The organism is Sphaerisporangium sp. NPDC049002, from assembly GCF_040649355.1.
Lineage (GTDB): Bacteria > Actinomycetota > Actinomycetes > Streptosporangiales > Streptosporangiaceae > Sphaerisporangium.
Window position 1 is genome coordinate 16,939 of record NZ_JBEZFH010000022.1, and the last position, 15,801, is coordinate 32,739.

Annotated in this window: 13 protein-coding genes; 9 read left to right on the forward strand and 4 right to left on the reverse strand. The window is 69.5% G+C overall.

What is annotated here, in order from left to right; all coding sequences use genetic code 11:
* Positions 1-81 precede the first annotated feature (81 nt).
* Complete coding sequence (locus AB0B89_RS07590) at positions 82-1,959, forward strand: hypothetical protein (protein ID WP_358549642.1); 1,878 nt, start codon at positions 82-84, stop codon at positions 1,957-1,959.
* Here the strand turns inward: AB0B89_RS07590 and AB0B89_RS07595 are convergent.
* Positions 1,913-3,364, reverse strand: coding sequence for an acyltransferase (locus AB0B89_RS07595; RefSeq protein ID WP_358549645.1), 1,452 nt, complete (start codon positions 3,362-3,364; stop codon positions 1,913-1,915). The two genes, AB0B89_RS07590 and AB0B89_RS07595, sit on opposite strands and share 47 nt — an antisense overlap.
* Positions 3,365-3,499: 135 nt before the next feature.
* On the opposite strand from AB0B89_RS07595, the gene AB0B89_RS07600 reads away from it, so the two are divergent.
* From AB0B89_RS07600 to AB0B89_RS07615, 4 genes are all read left to right on the forward strand, one after another.
* Positions 3,500-4,441: a DUF3068 domain-containing protein gene (locus tag AB0B89_RS07600; protein ID WP_358549647.1), complete on the forward strand. Its 942-nt coding sequence runs from the start codon at positions 3,500-3,502 to the stop codon at positions 4,439-4,441.
* A 47-nt stretch (positions 4,442-4,488) separates the two neighbouring features.
* Complete coding sequence (locus AB0B89_RS07605) at positions 4,489-5,355, forward strand: decaprenyl-phosphate phosphoribosyltransferase (protein ID WP_358549711.1); 867 nt, start codon at positions 4,489-4,491, stop codon at positions 5,353-5,355.
* A gap of 57 nt (positions 5,356-5,412) precedes the next feature.
* Complete coding sequence (locus AB0B89_RS07610; RefSeq protein WP_358549650.1) at positions 5,413-6,738, forward strand: FAD-binding oxidoreductase; 1,326 nt, start codon at positions 5,413-5,415, stop codon at positions 6,736-6,738.
* A 79-nt stretch (positions 6,739-6,817) separates the two neighbouring features.
* The gene (locus AB0B89_RS07615) at positions 6,818-7,570 is read left to right on the forward strand and encodes a decaprenylphospho-beta-D-erythro-pentofuranosid-2-ulose 2-reductase (RefSeq protein ID WP_358549653.1); all 753 of its coding nucleotides are present in this window, start codon (positions 6,818-6,820) and stop codon (positions 7,568-7,570) included.
* 451 nt (positions 7,571-8,021) lie between these two features.
* On the opposite strand, the gene AB0B89_RS07620 is transcribed toward AB0B89_RS07615, so the two are convergent.
* Positions 8,022-8,303 carry a hypothetical protein gene (locus AB0B89_RS07620; RefSeq protein WP_358549656.1) on the reverse strand — a complete coding sequence of 94 codons (282 nt, stop codon included), beginning with the start codon at positions 8,301-8,303 and terminating at the stop codon, positions 8,022-8,024.
* A gap of 692 nt (positions 8,304-8,995) precedes the next feature.
* Between AB0B89_RS07620 and AB0B89_RS07625 the strand changes: the two genes are divergently transcribed.
* On the forward strand, positions 8,996-9,232 hold the full coding sequence (locus tag AB0B89_RS07625) for a Scr1 family TA system antitoxin-like transcriptional regulator (protein ID WP_358549659.1): 237 nt from the start codon (positions 8,996-8,998) through the stop codon (positions 9,230-9,232).
* Between the two features lie 355 nt (positions 9,233-9,587).
* Here AB0B89_RS07625 and AB0B89_RS07630 read toward each other — a convergent pair whose 3' ends face one another.
* On the reverse strand, positions 9,588-10,421 hold the full coding sequence (locus AB0B89_RS07630; protein WP_358549662.1) for a Clp protease N-terminal domain-containing protein: 834 nt from the start codon (positions 10,419-10,421) through the stop codon (positions 9,588-9,590).
* A 158-nt stretch (positions 10,422-10,579) separates the two neighbouring features.
* Here AB0B89_RS07630 and AB0B89_RS07635 point away from each other — a divergent pair, with 158 nt between their 5' ends.
* Positions 10,580-10,978: a hypothetical protein gene (locus tag AB0B89_RS07635; protein ID WP_358549665.1), complete on the forward strand. Its 399-nt coding sequence runs from the start codon at positions 10,580-10,582 to the stop codon at positions 10,976-10,978.
* Complete coding sequence (gene treS / locus AB0B89_RS07640; protein ID WP_358549667.1) at positions 10,971-13,595, forward strand: maltose alpha-D-glucosyltransferase; 2,625 nt, start codon at positions 10,971-10,973, stop codon at positions 13,593-13,595. Before AB0B89_RS07635 ends, treS begins: the two co-directional genes overlap by 8 nt.
* A 137-nt stretch (positions 13,596-13,732) precedes the next feature.
* Here the strand turns inward: treS and AB0B89_RS07645 are convergent, their stop codons facing one another.
* Positions 13,733-14,824: a S1 family peptidase gene (locus AB0B89_RS07645; RefSeq protein ID WP_358549669.1), complete on the reverse strand. Its 1,092-nt coding sequence runs from the start codon at positions 14,822-14,824 to the stop codon at positions 13,733-13,735.
* Positions 14,825-15,252: 428 nt separating this feature from the next.
* Between AB0B89_RS07645 and AB0B89_RS07650 the strand changes: the two genes are divergently transcribed.
* Complete coding sequence (locus AB0B89_RS07650) at positions 15,253-15,771, forward strand: hypothetical protein (RefSeq protein ID WP_358549671.1); 519 nt, start codon at positions 15,253-15,255, stop codon at positions 15,769-15,771.
* Positions 15,772-15,801: the final 30 nt, after the last annotated feature.

The window sequence follows — 15,801 nt, forward strand, 5'->3', positions numbered from 1 at the left end:
CACCGCGTTGCGCCGGGTTTGCGGGGCTCATAGGGTGTTCGTTACTCGGGGGTAGCAACCGGCGCGTGATCGGAGGGACCGTTGCCGCAGACCGCGGAGGTCGAGCAGCCGGAGCGGCCGACCGTACGCATCGCCTACCCGAGGTGGATGGCGCCCCTGGCGAACCCCGTGCTGATCCTCGGCACGCTGCTCGTGCTCGCGTCGACGGGCCTGCGCGTCCCGATCCTGCGCGGTGCCTACTTCATCGAGGACGACCTGCTGTTCGTCGGCGACGCCTACGAGCACGAGTTGACCTTCGACTTCCTGTTCCGCGTCCACAAGGGCCATCTGATGCCCGGAGCGCTCGGGCTGACGTGGGTGGAGTCCCGGCTCGCCGCCTATGACTGGCTGCTGGTCGCCTCGGTGACGCTCGTCCTGCAGGCGCTGGTCGCGGTGCTGATGTTCCGCCTGCTGTGGTCGCTTTTCGGCCCCCGCATGGGCATCCTGCTGCCGCTCGCGGTGTACCTGTTCTGCCCGCTCACCATCCCGGCCTTCAGTTGGTGGTCGGCGGCGCTCAACGCCGTCCCGCTGCAACTCGCGATGGTGCTCGCGCTTGCGGCGCAGCTCCGCCACGCGCGCGGCGAGGGGACCAGGCACGCCTGGAAGGCCCTTGGCTGGGTCGTGTTCGGCATTGCTTTCAGCACCAAGGGCGTCTTCGTTCCGCTGCTGCTGTTCGCCCTGACCACCGCCTACCTGCGGGTGGACGGGACCGGGTGGTTCACCTCCGTGGCGCGGGAGCTCCGCGGGCACTGGCGGCTGTGGGGGGTCCACGTCCTGCTCATGGGCGGCTACACGGCCCTGTACCTGTCGCGCCAGTACACCGCGCCGGGGGAGGGGGCGGCGGTCCCGAAGCCGGGCGTCGCCGCCGACCTGCTCGGGACGCTGCTCGGACGCACCCTGCCCACCGGCGTGGTCGGCGGCCCGCTGTCGTGGGGTCCGGTGCCGTCCACGGGCGGCATGGCCGATCCCTCCACGCTCCTGGTCGCCGCCGCCTGGACGGCGCTCGCCGTCCTGGTGGGCGCCACCCTGCTCTACCGCCGCCGGGCGGCGCGCGCTTGGCTCGTCGTCGCGGTGTACGTCGTGGCCGTGGACGCCGTCCCCACGGTGATCGCCCGGGGCACCGCGCTCGGGCTGGTCGGGGCCGAGACCCGCTACGTGGCCGACGCCGTCGTGGTGTTCGCCGTCTGCCTCGGCCTCGCGCTGCTGCCGTCGCGCGGTGAGCCCGACCCCTACCGCAGGCCCCTCCCGGCCGGCACCGTCGTCCCGCTCGTGACGGGGCTGGCCGCCGGAGCGTACCTGACCATGTCGGTGGTCTCCATCGAGAACTTCCGGCAGACCCTGTCCGGTGAGCTCGTACGGACCTACCTCGGCAACGTGCGGGCGGCGCTGGCCAAGGCCCCGGCCGACACCGTGATCTTCTCGCGTCCGGTGCCCGACTCCATCGTGCTGCCCTGGAACGGCAGCCGCCGTCTGAGCCACCACCTGCTCGCCCCGCTGGCCTCTCCGGCGCTCCGCGCCCGGATGCGCGTGCCCGAGCCCTCCGACCAGGCCATGGTGTTCGACGACAGCGGCAAGCTGGTCCCGGTGAGCGTCAGGGCCGACTTCGCCCAGGTTCCTCCCCCGAAGAAGAAGTGCCTGCCCACGCTGGACGGCGCGGTCTACTACCCGGAGGCGGTCAGCTGGGGCGGGCCGGACGGGGTGGCGGGCCTGGCCTACTCGGCCGAGCGGCCGACCTCGGTCTCCATCGAGGTCAGCGGTCAGAGCCAGCAGCTCAACCTGACGGCCACCCCGGGCCGGCTGCTGCACTTCCCGATCCTGACCCCGGGCAGGGGCCTGCTTCTGCGGATCGACGACCCCTCGGCGGACGTCTGCCTCAAGGGGTTCGCCCTTGGGGCGGCGGTTCCTGTGAACGGGCGCTGAGGGCGGAGGGCCGCAGGAAGCGGGCCAGCCCGCGCGCCGGCTCCTCGATGTACTTGTAGGTCAGTGCCGCGAGGCCGATCGTCAGCGCGCCGACCACCAGGAGGTTGCCCGCGAAGTTCCCCGAGAACGGCTGCTGCTCGCTGAGGTCATACCACAGGTAGAGCGCGATGAACTGCCACAGGAAGATCCCGTAGGAGATGCGCCCGAAGTAGCGCATCACGGGGTTGCCGAGCAGGCGGGCCACGGGGGCGTCGCCGTGTGACAGCGTGGCGCACGGCGCCACCAGGCACAGGGCGATCGTGCTGTAGAGGGCCAGCTCGAACACGCCGCTCCAGACCCCGTCGACGCCGGAGAACCGGGGACCGGTCACCGGGGACGCCGCGACCGCGTAGGCGAGGCCGGCCACCGCCCACAGTGTTCCCGGCGAGGCGTTCACGGCGCGGACCAGCCGCGCGGCCGGGCCGTCCTGCTCGCGGCGCGCCCACACCGACACCACGGCCAGCGCCATGCCGGGCGCGAAGAACGTCAGCGCGCGCGGGAGCCAGGTGTTCATGTAGGGCCGGTAGTCGGGGTAGTAGCTCAGGACGGTCCACAGGTAGGAGACCGCGGCGAGCGCGGCGAGGCCCAGCAGCAGGCGCCTCGCCCGGCGACCGGCGTCGCCTCCGCCCCGGCGCGCGAACCACGCGAGCCCCGCGGCGAGCAGCGGCAGCACCAGGTAGAACGCCACCTCCACGCACAGGCTCCACATCTGGGCGAGCCCCTTCGGGCCGAGGCCGAACCACCAGGGGTCGGTCTCGTAGTTCTGGGCCAGGAACACCATCTGCAGCCACGTCTTGGTGTCGCCGAGGTGGTCGCGGGACCACAGCAGCAAGGCGATGACCACGACGAGCCAGTAGGCGGGCAGGATGCGCAGCGCCCGCTTGACCAGGTACGTCCGGGTGCCCGGCCACCTGGTCCCGTCCACCACTGCCCTGGCGTAGGGGCGGTAGAGGAGCAGCCCGGAGAGCGTGAAGAAGATGGGCACCGCCACGTCGCCGCGAGACAGCAGGGCGGCGAAGAAGTTGTTCTGAAGCGCGGTGGCAGACTCGATGGCGACGTGGAAGATCAGGACCGCGAAGGCGGCGACGGCCCGCATCCCGTCGAGCGCGTCGAGGTGCCCGGAGGGCGACGGCGGCCCATCGGGCGGTCGCTTCCCGGGCTCCGGTGGCGTCGCAGGGGTCCCGGGTTCCGGAGACGTCCCGGGTTCCGGTGGCGTCGGAGGCGTCTCGGGTTCCGGCTCGCGGGTCGCGGCGACGGTGGACGCCGAGGGACCGGTGCCCGGCGCGTCGCTGGAGCCCAACCTAGAACCTGTTTCTGTCACTTTTCCGCATCCCTCGTGACTTGGGGTCACTCGCCCAACTAACATATCCCGAAATAGAACTTTGTTTTAGGACATATCGCCGCGATTACCCTCGCGCGTACCGTCACCAGTTGTCGAGAGTAAGTACATTCCCGTCGTCCGGGTACAAGCCCGGTCCGACGGGCACCCCCAGGAGGAGCGATGGGCCGCGTCGTCGGAATTGTTCTCTTAGGAGTAGGCACGTTCCTGATCGCGTTGGCACCACTCGTGAGGTTCCAGGTCGCAGGACAGCTCATCGCCGCCCCGGCCGATCAGTACGGCATCACCAAGCTGACCGCCGACAACGCACAGTACTTCAGCGTCGGTGACTTGAAGGTACTCACCGGGACCTTGGACATCACCGTCACCACCCGGGGTGACGTGACGGACTCCACGGACGACAAGGTCGTCTGGGACCAGTTCACCTCGGTCAGCGACGTGACCAACAACAGGCCCGGCATCTCGATGACGGAGTTCCGCAGCGCGTTCAACAAGTACACGGGTGCGGCGGTCAACTGCTGCGGTGCCAGCATCGACAAGCAGCCGGTGAAGCTGGACGGGCAGATCTTCCTGTTCCCGTTCGGCGCGGAGAAGAAGACCTACAAGGTGTTCAACTCCAGCACCGGCGCCGCCTACGACGCCACGTTCGACGGCGAGGACGTCGTCAACGGGCTGCCGGTCTACAGGTACGTGCAGCAGGTGCCCGCCACCAAGATCCAGACGCTGACCGCCCCCGCCTCCGTGATGGGCATCGACGAGGCCGGAGACGTGCAGCTCGGCCGCTGGTACGACGGCACGGTCACGTTCTGGGTCGAGCCGGCGAGCGGCGTGCCGGTCAGGCAGGAGCAGCGGCGTCACGAGGTGCTCAAGACCGACGACGGCGTCGAGCGCAAGCCGGCCCTGATCGCCACCGCGAAGTACACCCCGGAGACCACCGACGAGCTGGTGAAGAAGGCGATCGAGTCCAGGGACCAGATCGGCCTGATCAAGACCACGATCCCGATCGTCCTGCTCGTCGCCGGGCTGCTGTCGCTCCTCGCCGGGGCGTTCCTCGTCGTCCGGGGCCGTCCGGTGTCGCGGCGCGGGAGCGCCGGGGCTTCGTGACCTCCGGGCGAACGGACGTACGGCCGTCGGACACCGTTCCGGCGGCCGTGGGCGTGGGGGCGCGGATCCGGGGATTCGCGCGCGCGTGCCGTCCCCGCCAGTGGCTGAAGAACTTCCTGGTCTTCGCCGCCCCGGCCGCCGCCGGGGTGCTGACCACCCCGTCCGGCCTGCTCGACGCCATGGTGGCGTTCGTGGCGTTCTGCATGGCGGCCAGCGGCGCGTACCTGCTCAACGACGCCGCGGACGCCGAGGCCGACCGCCGCCACCCGCGCAAGCGCCTGCGTCCCATCGCCGCCGGAATCGTGCCGGTACGGGCGGCGCGGGTGGCCGGGGCGCTGTTCATCGTGGCGGCGCCCGGGTTCGCGTTCCTCGCCGGTGGCTGGAAGCTGCCGGCGGTCGTGGCCGGGTACCTCGTCCTGACCCTCTCCTACACCTACTGGCTCAAGCACGAGGTGGTCGTCGACCTCGTCGCCGTCGCGGCATGCCATGTGATCAGGGCCTTCGCCGGCGCGGTCGCGGTGGGCGTGCCCGTGACGAGCTGGTTCCTGGTGGTGATCTCGCTCGGCTCGCTCCAGGTGGTGGTGGGCAAGCGGGAGGCCGAGGTGCGCAACCAGGGCACGAACGGCACCCGCGCGACCCTGGTCACCTACACCCCGAGCTACCTGGCGCACGTCCGCTCCATGGCCTCAGGGGCGATGATCGTCACGTACTGCCTGTGGGCGCTGCAGATCCACGCGGACACCCTCTATGGTGTGAGCATCGTCCCGTTCGTCCTCATCGTGCTCCGGCACAACCTGTTGGTCGACCGGGGGATCGGGGAGGAGCCGGAAGAGCTCGCGCTGCGCGACCGGCCGCTACAGCTCTACACCGCCCTGCTCGTCGTCCTGCTCGCCGTCGGAATCTACGTGCAATGACCCCACTCGCCGTCGGGATCCCTCTGAGATGACCTTCGCCCTCAGGACTCGTTCGCGATGACCTTCCTGTCCGGCTGGGGGCGCACCGCCCCCACGCCCGCCACGCTCGTCACGCCGCGAACGCCGTCCGAACTGGCCGCCCTGGTCACCGGGGCGCCGTCGCGCGGCCTGATCGCGCGCGGGCTCGGCCGGGCGTACGGCGACGCCGCCCAGAACGCCGGCGGCGTGGTGGTGGACCTCGCGGGGATGGAAGCGCGCTGGTCGCTGGATCCGTCCACGGGCGTGGTGACCGCGACCGCCGGGATGAGCCTGCACGACCTGATGCGCGCGCTCGTCCCGCGCGGATGGTTCGTCCCGGTCACGCCGGGGACCCGGCACGTCACCCTGGGCGGAGCGGTCGCGGCCGACGTACACGGCAAGAACCACCACGTCGACTCCTCCTTCGGCGCGCACCTGCGGTCGCTGACGCTGGTCACCGCCGACGGGGCGAGCCGCACGCTGGGCCCGGGGGACGAGCTGTTCTGGGCCACAGTCGGCGGCATGGGCCTGACCGGCCTGATCACCGAGGTGAGCTTCGCCTGCGTCCCCGTCGAGACCTCCCGCATGCGCGTGGACGTCGAGCGCACCCGCGACCTCGACCACACGCTGGAGGTCATGACGGCCACCGACGACCGCTACCGCTACACGGTCGCGTGGATCGACCTGCTCGCCCGGGGCCCTCGTATGGGCCGCAGCGTGCTGACGCGAGGCGACCACGCGCGCCGCGACGAGCTCCCCGCCGGGGAGGACCCCCTGGCCTTCGCCCCCGCCTCGCGGCTGCCCGCCCCGCCGTGGGCGCCGAACGGCCTGCTCAACGGGCTGACCGTGCGCGCGTTCAACGAAGCCTGGTACGCCAAGTCGCGCGAGCGGCGGATCATCCAGGACCTCGCCCCCTTCTTCCACCCGCTGGACTTCGTGAACGGATGGAACCGGGTCTACGGCTCGCGGGGGTTCGTGCAGTACCAGTTCGTCGTGCCGTTCGGCGAGGAGGGGACGCTCCGGCGCATCGTGTCCCGCCTGTCGTCGGAGGGGGTGGTGTCCTTCCTGACCGTGCTGAAGCGGTTCGGTGCGGGGACGCCGGGAATGCTGTCCTTCCCTCTGCCGGGCTGGACGCTCGCGCTGGACATCCCGTCGGGGCAGGCGGGTCTGGCCGGGCTGCTGCGGGGGTTCGACGAGTGGGTCGCCGGCGCCGGCGGCCGCCTCTACCTCGCCAAGGACGCGCGGATGCGGGCCGAACTGCTGCCCGTCATGTACCCGCGCCTGCCGGAATGGCGCAAGATACGCGAGAGCGCCGACCCGGGTGAGGTCTTCCGCTCCGACCTGGCAAGGAGACTCGCGCTGTGAACCGAGCGACGTACGGACCCGGATACGAGACTCGCGTTGTGAACCGAGCGACGTACGGACCCGACAAGGAGACCGGCCTGTGAAAAACGCCCTGGGCTCGGTGGACTCGGTGCTGCTGCTCGGCGGGCGCAGCGAGATCGGCCTGGCCATCGTGGAGCGGCTCGTCCGCGACGGGGCCCGTCGGGTCGTGCTGGCCGCGCGCGGCGAGGCGGAGGCCGCGGCCGTACGGCTGAAGGGCCTCGGCGCCGACGTCCGCGTGCTGCACTTCGACGCGACCGAGCCGGAGACACACGAGCAGGTCATCGCCTCCGCCGCCGAGTTCGCCGGTGACCTCGACGTCGTCGTCGCGGCCTTCGGCGTGCTGGGCGACCAGGCCGCCTACGAGGCCGACCCGGTGTCGGCGGCCGCGTCGGTCGCGGTCAACTTCGGCGGGTACGTGTCGGCGGGGCTGTTCGCCGCTCGCCGGCTGCGCGAACAGGGCCACGGCACGCTCGTCGTCCTGTCCTCGGTGGCGGGCGTGCGCGTGCGGCGCGCCAACTTCGTGTACGGGGCGGCCAAGGCGGGCCTGGACGGTTTCGCCCAGGGCCTCGGCGACGCCCTGCACGGCTCCGGTGCCCGCGTGATGGTGGTACGTCCGGGGTTCGTCACCGGGCGCATGACGGCGGGGATGCCGCCCGCGCCCATGGCGACCACCCCGGAGGCGGTCGCGGCCGCCGTCGCAGCCGGTCTGCGCGACGACGCGGAGACCGTCTGGGTCCCGGCCAAGCTCCGCCCGGCCTTCACGGTGATGCGCGCCCTACCCCGCTCACTGTGGCGCCGCATGCCCCGCTAGAACATGTTCTACTATGCGGAGGGCGGCTTGGTTACTCGCCAGTAGACAGCCGCTCTCCAGCGATCTCAGGCGCTTCAAACTAGAACCCGTTACAGGTCCAACAGCGAGCCGTCCTCGGCCCTCGTCCCCTCCAAAAGACCCCTCGGGACTCAGCATCCACCCGCAGGGGCCCTCGATTCCCGACACCCGTTATTCCACTTTCCGGACCAAGCGCGCACTCCCAGTCACGAAAGCACCGGCGCAGCTCCCGAACATCCTCATCGCTCGCACGCATCCAGCCTTCAAGTGCAGCCCCGACAGCACCAGTCGTCACCACGTCGGCTTCGAAGGCGCGACCTGGAGGGCTGGAACGAGATGGCCTTGGGTGTGGATGGGTGATCTGCTGTGTTCCTACCAGGAGGGCCCTGCGCCGGATTGCACAGGGCCCTTTTTATAGCTCGGAAATAACTACTCAGCAGGTCACGGTCTTGTCGTATTCGACGAGCGGCGACCGATACTCAGCCACGGTTCTCTTCTGTCCGATGGCCATCGGAAGACAAGCGCTGTCCGGCGCGTACTTCCAGATGACCTTCACGTTCATGGGGGTTCCGCAGTTGTTGACCAGTTCAACGACGTTGAACGTCTTCACATTTCTTGCGATGCAAGAGGGGGCAGTCGCCGCAGCCATAGCTGACGTGCTGCCCGAGGCTACGATGGCTCCCGCAGCTACAGCTGCGATGGCAACGAAACGCATCTTCTGCCACATGGTATCGATTTCCCTTCAGGAAGTGGGTGAGGACTTTCTCTACGTCCTCAAGGGCGTCCCGCCGTGCGGACACGGGCCGGGCTGCGGTTCTTCAGCCGGTCCCGCCCCGCTGATCATCCGAATTCCCATATTCCGAGTTCAGTTTTGGGCCAAGGGCGCCAAAGTTTTCTTTGGCTCCTGTCATTGGCCTTCTGTCATGCTGAGCCCGGCGATAATGGTTTTCCGGATCCGCGTAGTAATGCTGCCCCGGCGGAACTGTGGCCGCAACACCTTTCGGCCCTGACCAAAAGGGTCCGGCAGGCCCTTGCCGTGCAGGGTGAGAGGAGTCTCGCATGGTGAGACGGTTTGGTGGGTCGCTGCAGTTCACAGCTTGATCGCGTGCGGTGAGGCGGTGGCATGACCTGCGAAGGCTCCATGGCACGGCGGTTCAGAGGGCCAGACCGATCTACCGGAGCCTCGTTGTCCATGCAGTGCGCCTTTTCACCCTGAAGTCGCAGGCCAGGGACTCGAATTGCGTGCGGTACGTGATCGACAAATAGGGAAGCCACTGTTAGAAGGTTGTCGAACAAGAGCAACCTATGCACCAGAGTTCGAGTTGCTGTTCTACCGTGCCACGCTGCCGTTGTCAGCCGTACAAAGAACGCGGTTAGCCGGCATCTTGTACAACGCCAACTCGCCTCATGCCAAGCTCCGGGGACCGGGTGGCGGGCGAATGGTCGGAGCATTCTCGATCATGGAGTTTTTCGGGGAAGTATGATCCTGGAGTGGTGTTTGTGGAGACTATGGCAAGTAGCCTCTATATCGAGAATGATGCGGAAGTGCACCGATATAGCCTAGTATTCGACCAGCTGCGCGCTATGGCACTCGGTCCAGATGAATCACTCGCCGTGATCAGTCGAATTTCCGAGCGCTTGTAGGCCGGCAAGTGAGGGGACGCGGGATGTCGCACGAAGCACCGGGCACGATCACACGCGCTTGGCGCAAGAGCACCTTCAGCTCCGATGTCACACGCGGGATCGGCTCGCCGGGCTGCTCCTGTGGTCGCAGGGGGCGGAGCGGGTGCGGTCGGTGGGTTAGGCGATAGCTGGTCGTCTTCGGGTCGCTGGGCGCTGTACGGCCCTCCTGGTCGGTACGTCCGAGGAGTGCTGTGACAAGGTGCTCCTTGGGCGGTCCATAGCCAGCCGGAGAAGACGACGGCGCAGGACAGGACGCGTACGGTCTTGGCCCATCCGGTCTTCGGTAATCGGTCCATGGGATGGCATCCGCTCGATGTCAGCTCTCGGGAGCCGTGTTGAGGCGTTCCTCCAATTGCTCGATGCGCCGGGTGAGGGGCTGGAGTTCCTTGCGGACGACCGCCGCCAGTGCCTGGGCCGCGTCGGCGGGTACGGCCGGGGCCGCCGGCTGGGTCTGCGCCCGGAGGTGGACGTACCCCGCGAGGGCGGCGGCGACGGCGCGGCGGGTCAGGCGGGGCTCTGCGCCGAGGGCGCGCAGCACCTGCCCGGCGGTGCCGTCGGGTTCGGCGACCAGGCCGAGCAGGAGGTGCTCGCAGCCGACGTAGTTGTGCCCGAGCGCGGTGGCCTCGGTGACGGCCAGCTCCAGCGCGTTGGCGGCGGGGCCGCTGAAGTGCCGCGCCGTTCCCTCGTCGCCGTGGCCGTCGTAGCCGCTGTCGCCAGCGTCGTCGCCGTCGTCTCCGGACGCGGACGTGGATGCGGGTACGGACGTGGACGTGGACGTGGGGGAGCGGCGGTCGAGGGTGCGGCTCAGGTTTTCTGGCTCGATCTCCACGGCCCGGAGTACGTGCAGTGCCAGGTTGCCGCCCTCGGCGAGCATGCCGCCGAGCAGGTGCTCGGTGCCGACGCTCGGCGCCCCATCGGCCCGCGCCTGCTCCACGCCGAGCTTCAGCACGGTGCGCGCCCGTCCGGTGAAGTGCGCTAGCCGTTCGGTGGGGTCGTCGAGGTCCAGATCGCCCAGGACCGTCTCCCGTATGGCGGTGACGCGGCGCACCGCCTGCTCAAGAGCCCGCTGGCAGACGGCCGAGACGGGCACGCCCGCCTCCTTGACCGCCTCGGCGAGCTCGTCAGGCAGATAGACGTTGATCTTCGGCATCACACGCGCTCCGGGAAGTGGGGTTAGAGAAGGGTTATACCCCCTATATACCTCCAAGCGGGTTACTTGTCCACGCCGTGTGGGGGATAGATCACATATCTCTACGTGACGGCACCGAACGGGTGCCCGCCGCAGTTCGGGTCGGGCAGAATTCCTTCATGGAGCCACAGCCACTCATCGTCCGGCTCGAATCCATCGACCCCGGCGAGACCGAGGCCCTCGCGGAGAGGACGCTCCGCCTGCGCGACGAGATCCTTCAGCTCGACGGCGTCACCGCCGCCGAGCCCGTACCGTCCCGCGAGTCGGCGGCGGGCACCCGTGCCCCCGCGCTCATGCAAGAGGGCGCGCTCGCGATCTCCATCTACATCTGGATGGTCAGGCCCGCCGTCGCGATCATCCGCGACTTCCTCCGGCGCAACGCGGGGAACCGTGCGCGGCTCGAATTCCCCAACGGGCAGAAGGTGACGATCGAGGGCCATTCAGAGGGTTCCGCCGAGCGGCTCGTGGCCATCCTCAACGAATACAAGGAATACGAGGACAGAGCCGACCGTGACTGAGGCGCTGGGCGAAGATCTTCGCCTGGGCGGTCACCGGCGTGCCCTGGCGGTCGCCACCGGCCACTACCGTCACCCCTCCCTGCCCGACCTGGAGTCGCCCGCGAAGGACGCCGCGATCATGCGGAGGGTGCTCTCCGACCCGCTGCTCGGCGGCTTCGACCCCGTGGGCATCCTGTACGACGCCGACCTCGTGACCGTGCGCGAGCGCATCTACGACTTCTTCGTGACGGCCGAGCCAGACGACTTCCTGTTCGCCTACTTCTCCGGGCACGGGATGAAGGACGCCGACGGCCGCCTCTACCTCGCCACGATCGAGACCGACCCCGAGCGGCTGCTTCCCTCCGCCGTGCCGGCCGAGTACATCCGAGACTGCCTCGACAGGTGCCGCGCGCGCCGGGTGGCCATCGTCCTCGACTGCTGCTACGCCGGGGCGTTCCCGCGCAGCCGGCAGCAGCGCGCCGACCTCGAACGGGTGGTCATCGTGGCGGCCAGCCCGATCCAGCGGGCCCACGAGGCCGAGGACGACGCGGGCCAGGCGCTCCCGTCGGTCTTCGGAAGCGCGTTCTTCGAAGGCATCGAGACCGGCGCGGCCGACCGCGACGGCAACGGCTGGGTGAGCGTGCGCGAGGCCTTCGACCACGCCCGAGAGCGGCTCGGCTACAGCGGGCGGAACCAGACGCCCACGATCGACAGCAGGGTCGGCGGAGACCTGTGGGTCGCCCGCGCCCCCGTACGTCCCGGCGTACTCCCGGCCGACGTCGCCGCGCTGATGCACAGCGGGCGCGCCGCCGCGCGGGTCATGGCGGTCGAGGAGATCGGCCTGTGGCTGCTGTCGGCGGACGCCATCCAGGTGGCGACGGCTGAGCGCGCGCTGACGGACCTGCGTGCCGACCCCGCCGAGGAGGTCGGGCTGGCCGCGCGGCGGGCACTCGCCCGGCATCGCGGCACGTCGGTCACCGGCCTCGCCGAGGACACCGCGCGGGCACCGCTCCGCGACCCCCTCTGGTACAAGAAGGCCGTCTTCTACGAGGTGCGGGTGCGGAGCTTCTCCGACTCCGACGGCGACGGGGTCGGCGACCTGCGGGGGCTCATCAACAAGCTCGACTACCTCAGCTGGCTCGGGGTGACGTGCCTGACGCTGTCCCCGGTGTTCGGCTCGCCGCTCCACGACGACGGCTACGACATCGATGATTTCCTCGCCATAAATCCGGACCTGGGGACGCGGCAGGACTTCGTCGAGCTGATCGACGCCGCCCACCGCAAGGACATCCGCGTCGTGCTCGACCTGGTGCTCAACCACACGAGCGACCAGCATGAGTGGTTCCTCCGGTCCAGGAGCGACCCCGCCGGGCCGTACGGGGACTTCTACGTCTGGCGCGACGCCGGCGAGGGCGAGGCCCCGTACGGCCGCGGAAACGGTGACACGCGGGGCTGGACCTACGACCCGGTACGCCGCGCCCACTACTGGCATCGGTTCCTCGCGTCCGAGCCGGACCTGAACTTCGACAACCTGGCCGTGCAGGAGGCCATGCTCGACGTCGTGCGCCACTGGCTCGACCTCGGCGTCGACGGCTACCGGCTGATCTCCGCGCCTTATCTGTACGAGCGCGAGGGCACCTCGGGAGAGGGCCTCGCCGAGACGCACGACTACCTGAAGCGGCTGCGCGCCGAGGTCGAGAGGCTGTATCCCGGCCGCATCCTCATGGCGGACGCCAACCGCCGGCCGACCGACGCCGCGGCCTACTTCGGCGACGGCGTGACAGGGGACGAGTGCCACATGGTGCTCTACGCCTCGCTGATCCCGCGCATCTTCCTGGCCATCCGGCGCGAGAACCACCAGCCGGTCTCCGACGTGCTCACCCGGCTGCCCGCCACGGCGCCGAACTGCCAGTGGGGCGTGTTCCTGCGCAACAGCGACGAGCTGTCCCTGGCCTCACTCGACGAGCGCGAGCGCGCCTACCTGTTCCGCGAGTACGCCACGGCGCCGCGCATGCGCACCGAGACCGGCATCCGGCGGCGCCTCGCGCCGCTGGCGGACAACGAGCGCAGCCTCCTGGAGCTGTGTACGGCGCTCATGATGTCGCTCCCCGGCTCCCCGGTGCTCTACTACGGCGACGAGATCGGCATGGGCGACAACCTCATGCTGCGCGGCGGCGACAGCGTCCGTACGCCCATGCAGTGGTCGCCCGACCGCAACGCCGGCTTCTCTCACAGCGAGCCCGACCGGCTCATCCTGCCCGTCCTGATGGACTCGGTGTACGGCTACCAGGCGACGAACGTCGAGGCGCAGCGGCGGAGCCGTTCGCTCCTGCACTTCACGCGGCGGATCATCGAGTTGCGCCGGCACAACCCCGCCTTCGGGGTCGGCAGGTTCGAGGAGGTCGCCTCCACCAACCCCGCCGTGTTCGCCTACGTCCGCTCGCACCAGGTCGACCAGGTGCTGTGCGTGGTCAACTTCTCCAGGTTCGCCCAGGCGGCCCGGCTCGACCTCGCGGGGTACGCCAACCGCACTCCCGTGGAGGCCTTCGGGGGGTCGCGCTTCCTGCCGATCGGCCACGAGCCCTATCCCCTCAACCTGGCCGGCCACGGCTTCTACTGGCTCAACCTCCCGGCCTGACGCGGCCCGCACGACGGGCGCACAGTGACCCGTACAGTGGCCGCACATGGGAGGGCGCCGCCACCCCGGGAGGGATGGCGGCGCCTTGGTGATGCCGGGGGGTGCTTACGGGGTCTTTCAGCCGGTTACCCGGTCGGTCAGCCGGTCACCAGGGTGAGGCCGTAGACCGAGAGGATCTCGTTGACCGGCTGGAAGTAGGTGGTGCCACCGGAGGAGCAGTTGCCCGACCCGCCGGAGGTGACGCCCTGGGCCTGGCTGCCGGAGATGAAGGACCCGCCGGAGTCGCCGGGCTCGGCGCAGACGTTGGTGCGGGTGACTTCGTAGATCGTGCCCTGGGAGTAGGTCACGCTGGTGTTGCGCTGCTGGACGGTGCCGCAGTGCCAGCCGGTGGTCGAGCCCGACCGGCAGATCGACGCGCCGACGCCGGCGACGGTCGAACCGGTGACGGTCACGTTGCCGTAGGACACGATGCCCCTGGGCGTCCAGTTGCTGTTCACCGCGACCCACGAGTAGTCGTTGGTCGGGAAGGACGAGCCCTGGAAGGTGCCCTGGGCGACCCGGTTGTACCCGGTCGTGGTGTTGCCCGCCCGGCCGCAGTGGCCGGCGCTGACGAAGCCCGGCGTGCTGCCGCGCCTCACCGAGAAGCCGATCGAGCAGCGGGCCGAGCTGTTGATGTAGTACGCCTCGCCGCCGCGCAGGTCGTAGAAGGTCTGCGGCCGCTCGGTGGACTGCTCGATCTTGACCATCGACTTGTCCACGCCGCTGGCGGCGACGAAGGCCTCGGCGTCCGAGGGCTGGGAGGTCTTGAGGACCACGCTGTTGCTCGGCACGTCGACGTACCACACCGGGGTCGACTTGGGCGTCTGGGCGGCGGCGGCCTTGTCGAGCGCGGCCTTGGCGGCGTCGAGCGAGGCGAGGCTACGGCCGACGACCTTGGCCTGGACGCCGGTGCCGGTGATGGCGGACGCGGCGGCGGCGTCGGTGGTGGCGACGGTCAGCGTCGCCGAGGTGGGTCCGCTGAGCCACGAACCGGCGAAGGTGTCGCCGAGCTGGGTCTTGACCTTGGCCTCGACGCCGCTGAAGCGCGACTCGTTGAGCAGGCGGGACTCGGCCTGCTCGCGGGTGATGCCGAGGTCACGGCTCATCGCGTCGAGCATCGGGGGAGCGGGTTGCGCGGTGACGCCGGTCGCGGCGGCTGGTGCGCGGTCTGCGACAGCTGGGGCGGCCATGATGGTGAGGACACTGACGGCTAGAGCGCATCCGGCGGTAACGGTGCGTCTGCGGAGCATGGGCTCTCCTCGGTGTTCGGGGGTGCCGTCACCGTAACTGCGCTCACGGAAGTCGCGGAGCTATCGTTTGGTCCCTATCGCCGCGTTATGGAACCCTCCGGAGCGATGCCGGGCCTGTCCGGATTCGCCAACCGGGACCTCGGAACGGCGGCTTGGCCGCCGGGCGCGGGGGGCTCGTCACGAGAGCGACGGCATTTCCGCGGCCGGAAAAATAGCGCAGCTTTTTATACTGACTTGCCAGGGGAATGCGATTATGTCGCGAATCTGATCGTTGCTATGGCCATAGCGGAGCGGACACAATGTTCTGCCGCTTCAAAGCGAAATGCGGCCACTCTCTCCGCATCCCCCTTTCCCGAGTTGGAGTAGAAATGTCAGGGTTCTCGATCCGTACCCGCTATGCCACGACCGCCCTGGTCGTGGCGTTCTCGGGTACTTCGGTCGCTGTTCTTCCGCCGGTCTCGGCGTCGGCTTCCACGACCGCGTTCACGTCCACCGCCGCGTCCACTCCCAAGCACAAGTCCACCGAGCTCGTATTCCACGCCGACAATGTGGTGAACACCCAGCCCGCACAGGTCAAGCCGGGCGATTCATGGGTCACCTACTTCTCCCTCTCCGACGCGAAAAGGAAGCGGGCCGGTGACGGCAGCACGCGCTGCTCGGCGGTTCAGGCGACCGCGCACGGCGTCATCGCGCAGTGCACGCGCGTGCTGCGCACGAGGCAGGGGCAGATCACGCTGCTCGGTATGGACGAGTGGGCGGGCAACCCGCCGTGGACGAGCGGTGCCACGATCACCGGCGGCACCGAGCGCTACGCCGGCGTGACCGGCTCGGCCCGCGTCACGACCTCCGGTCAGCACGTCATCTTCAAGCTCGACCCGGAGGACTGAGGCCGGGCGCACGCGGAGGCGGTGCTGCCG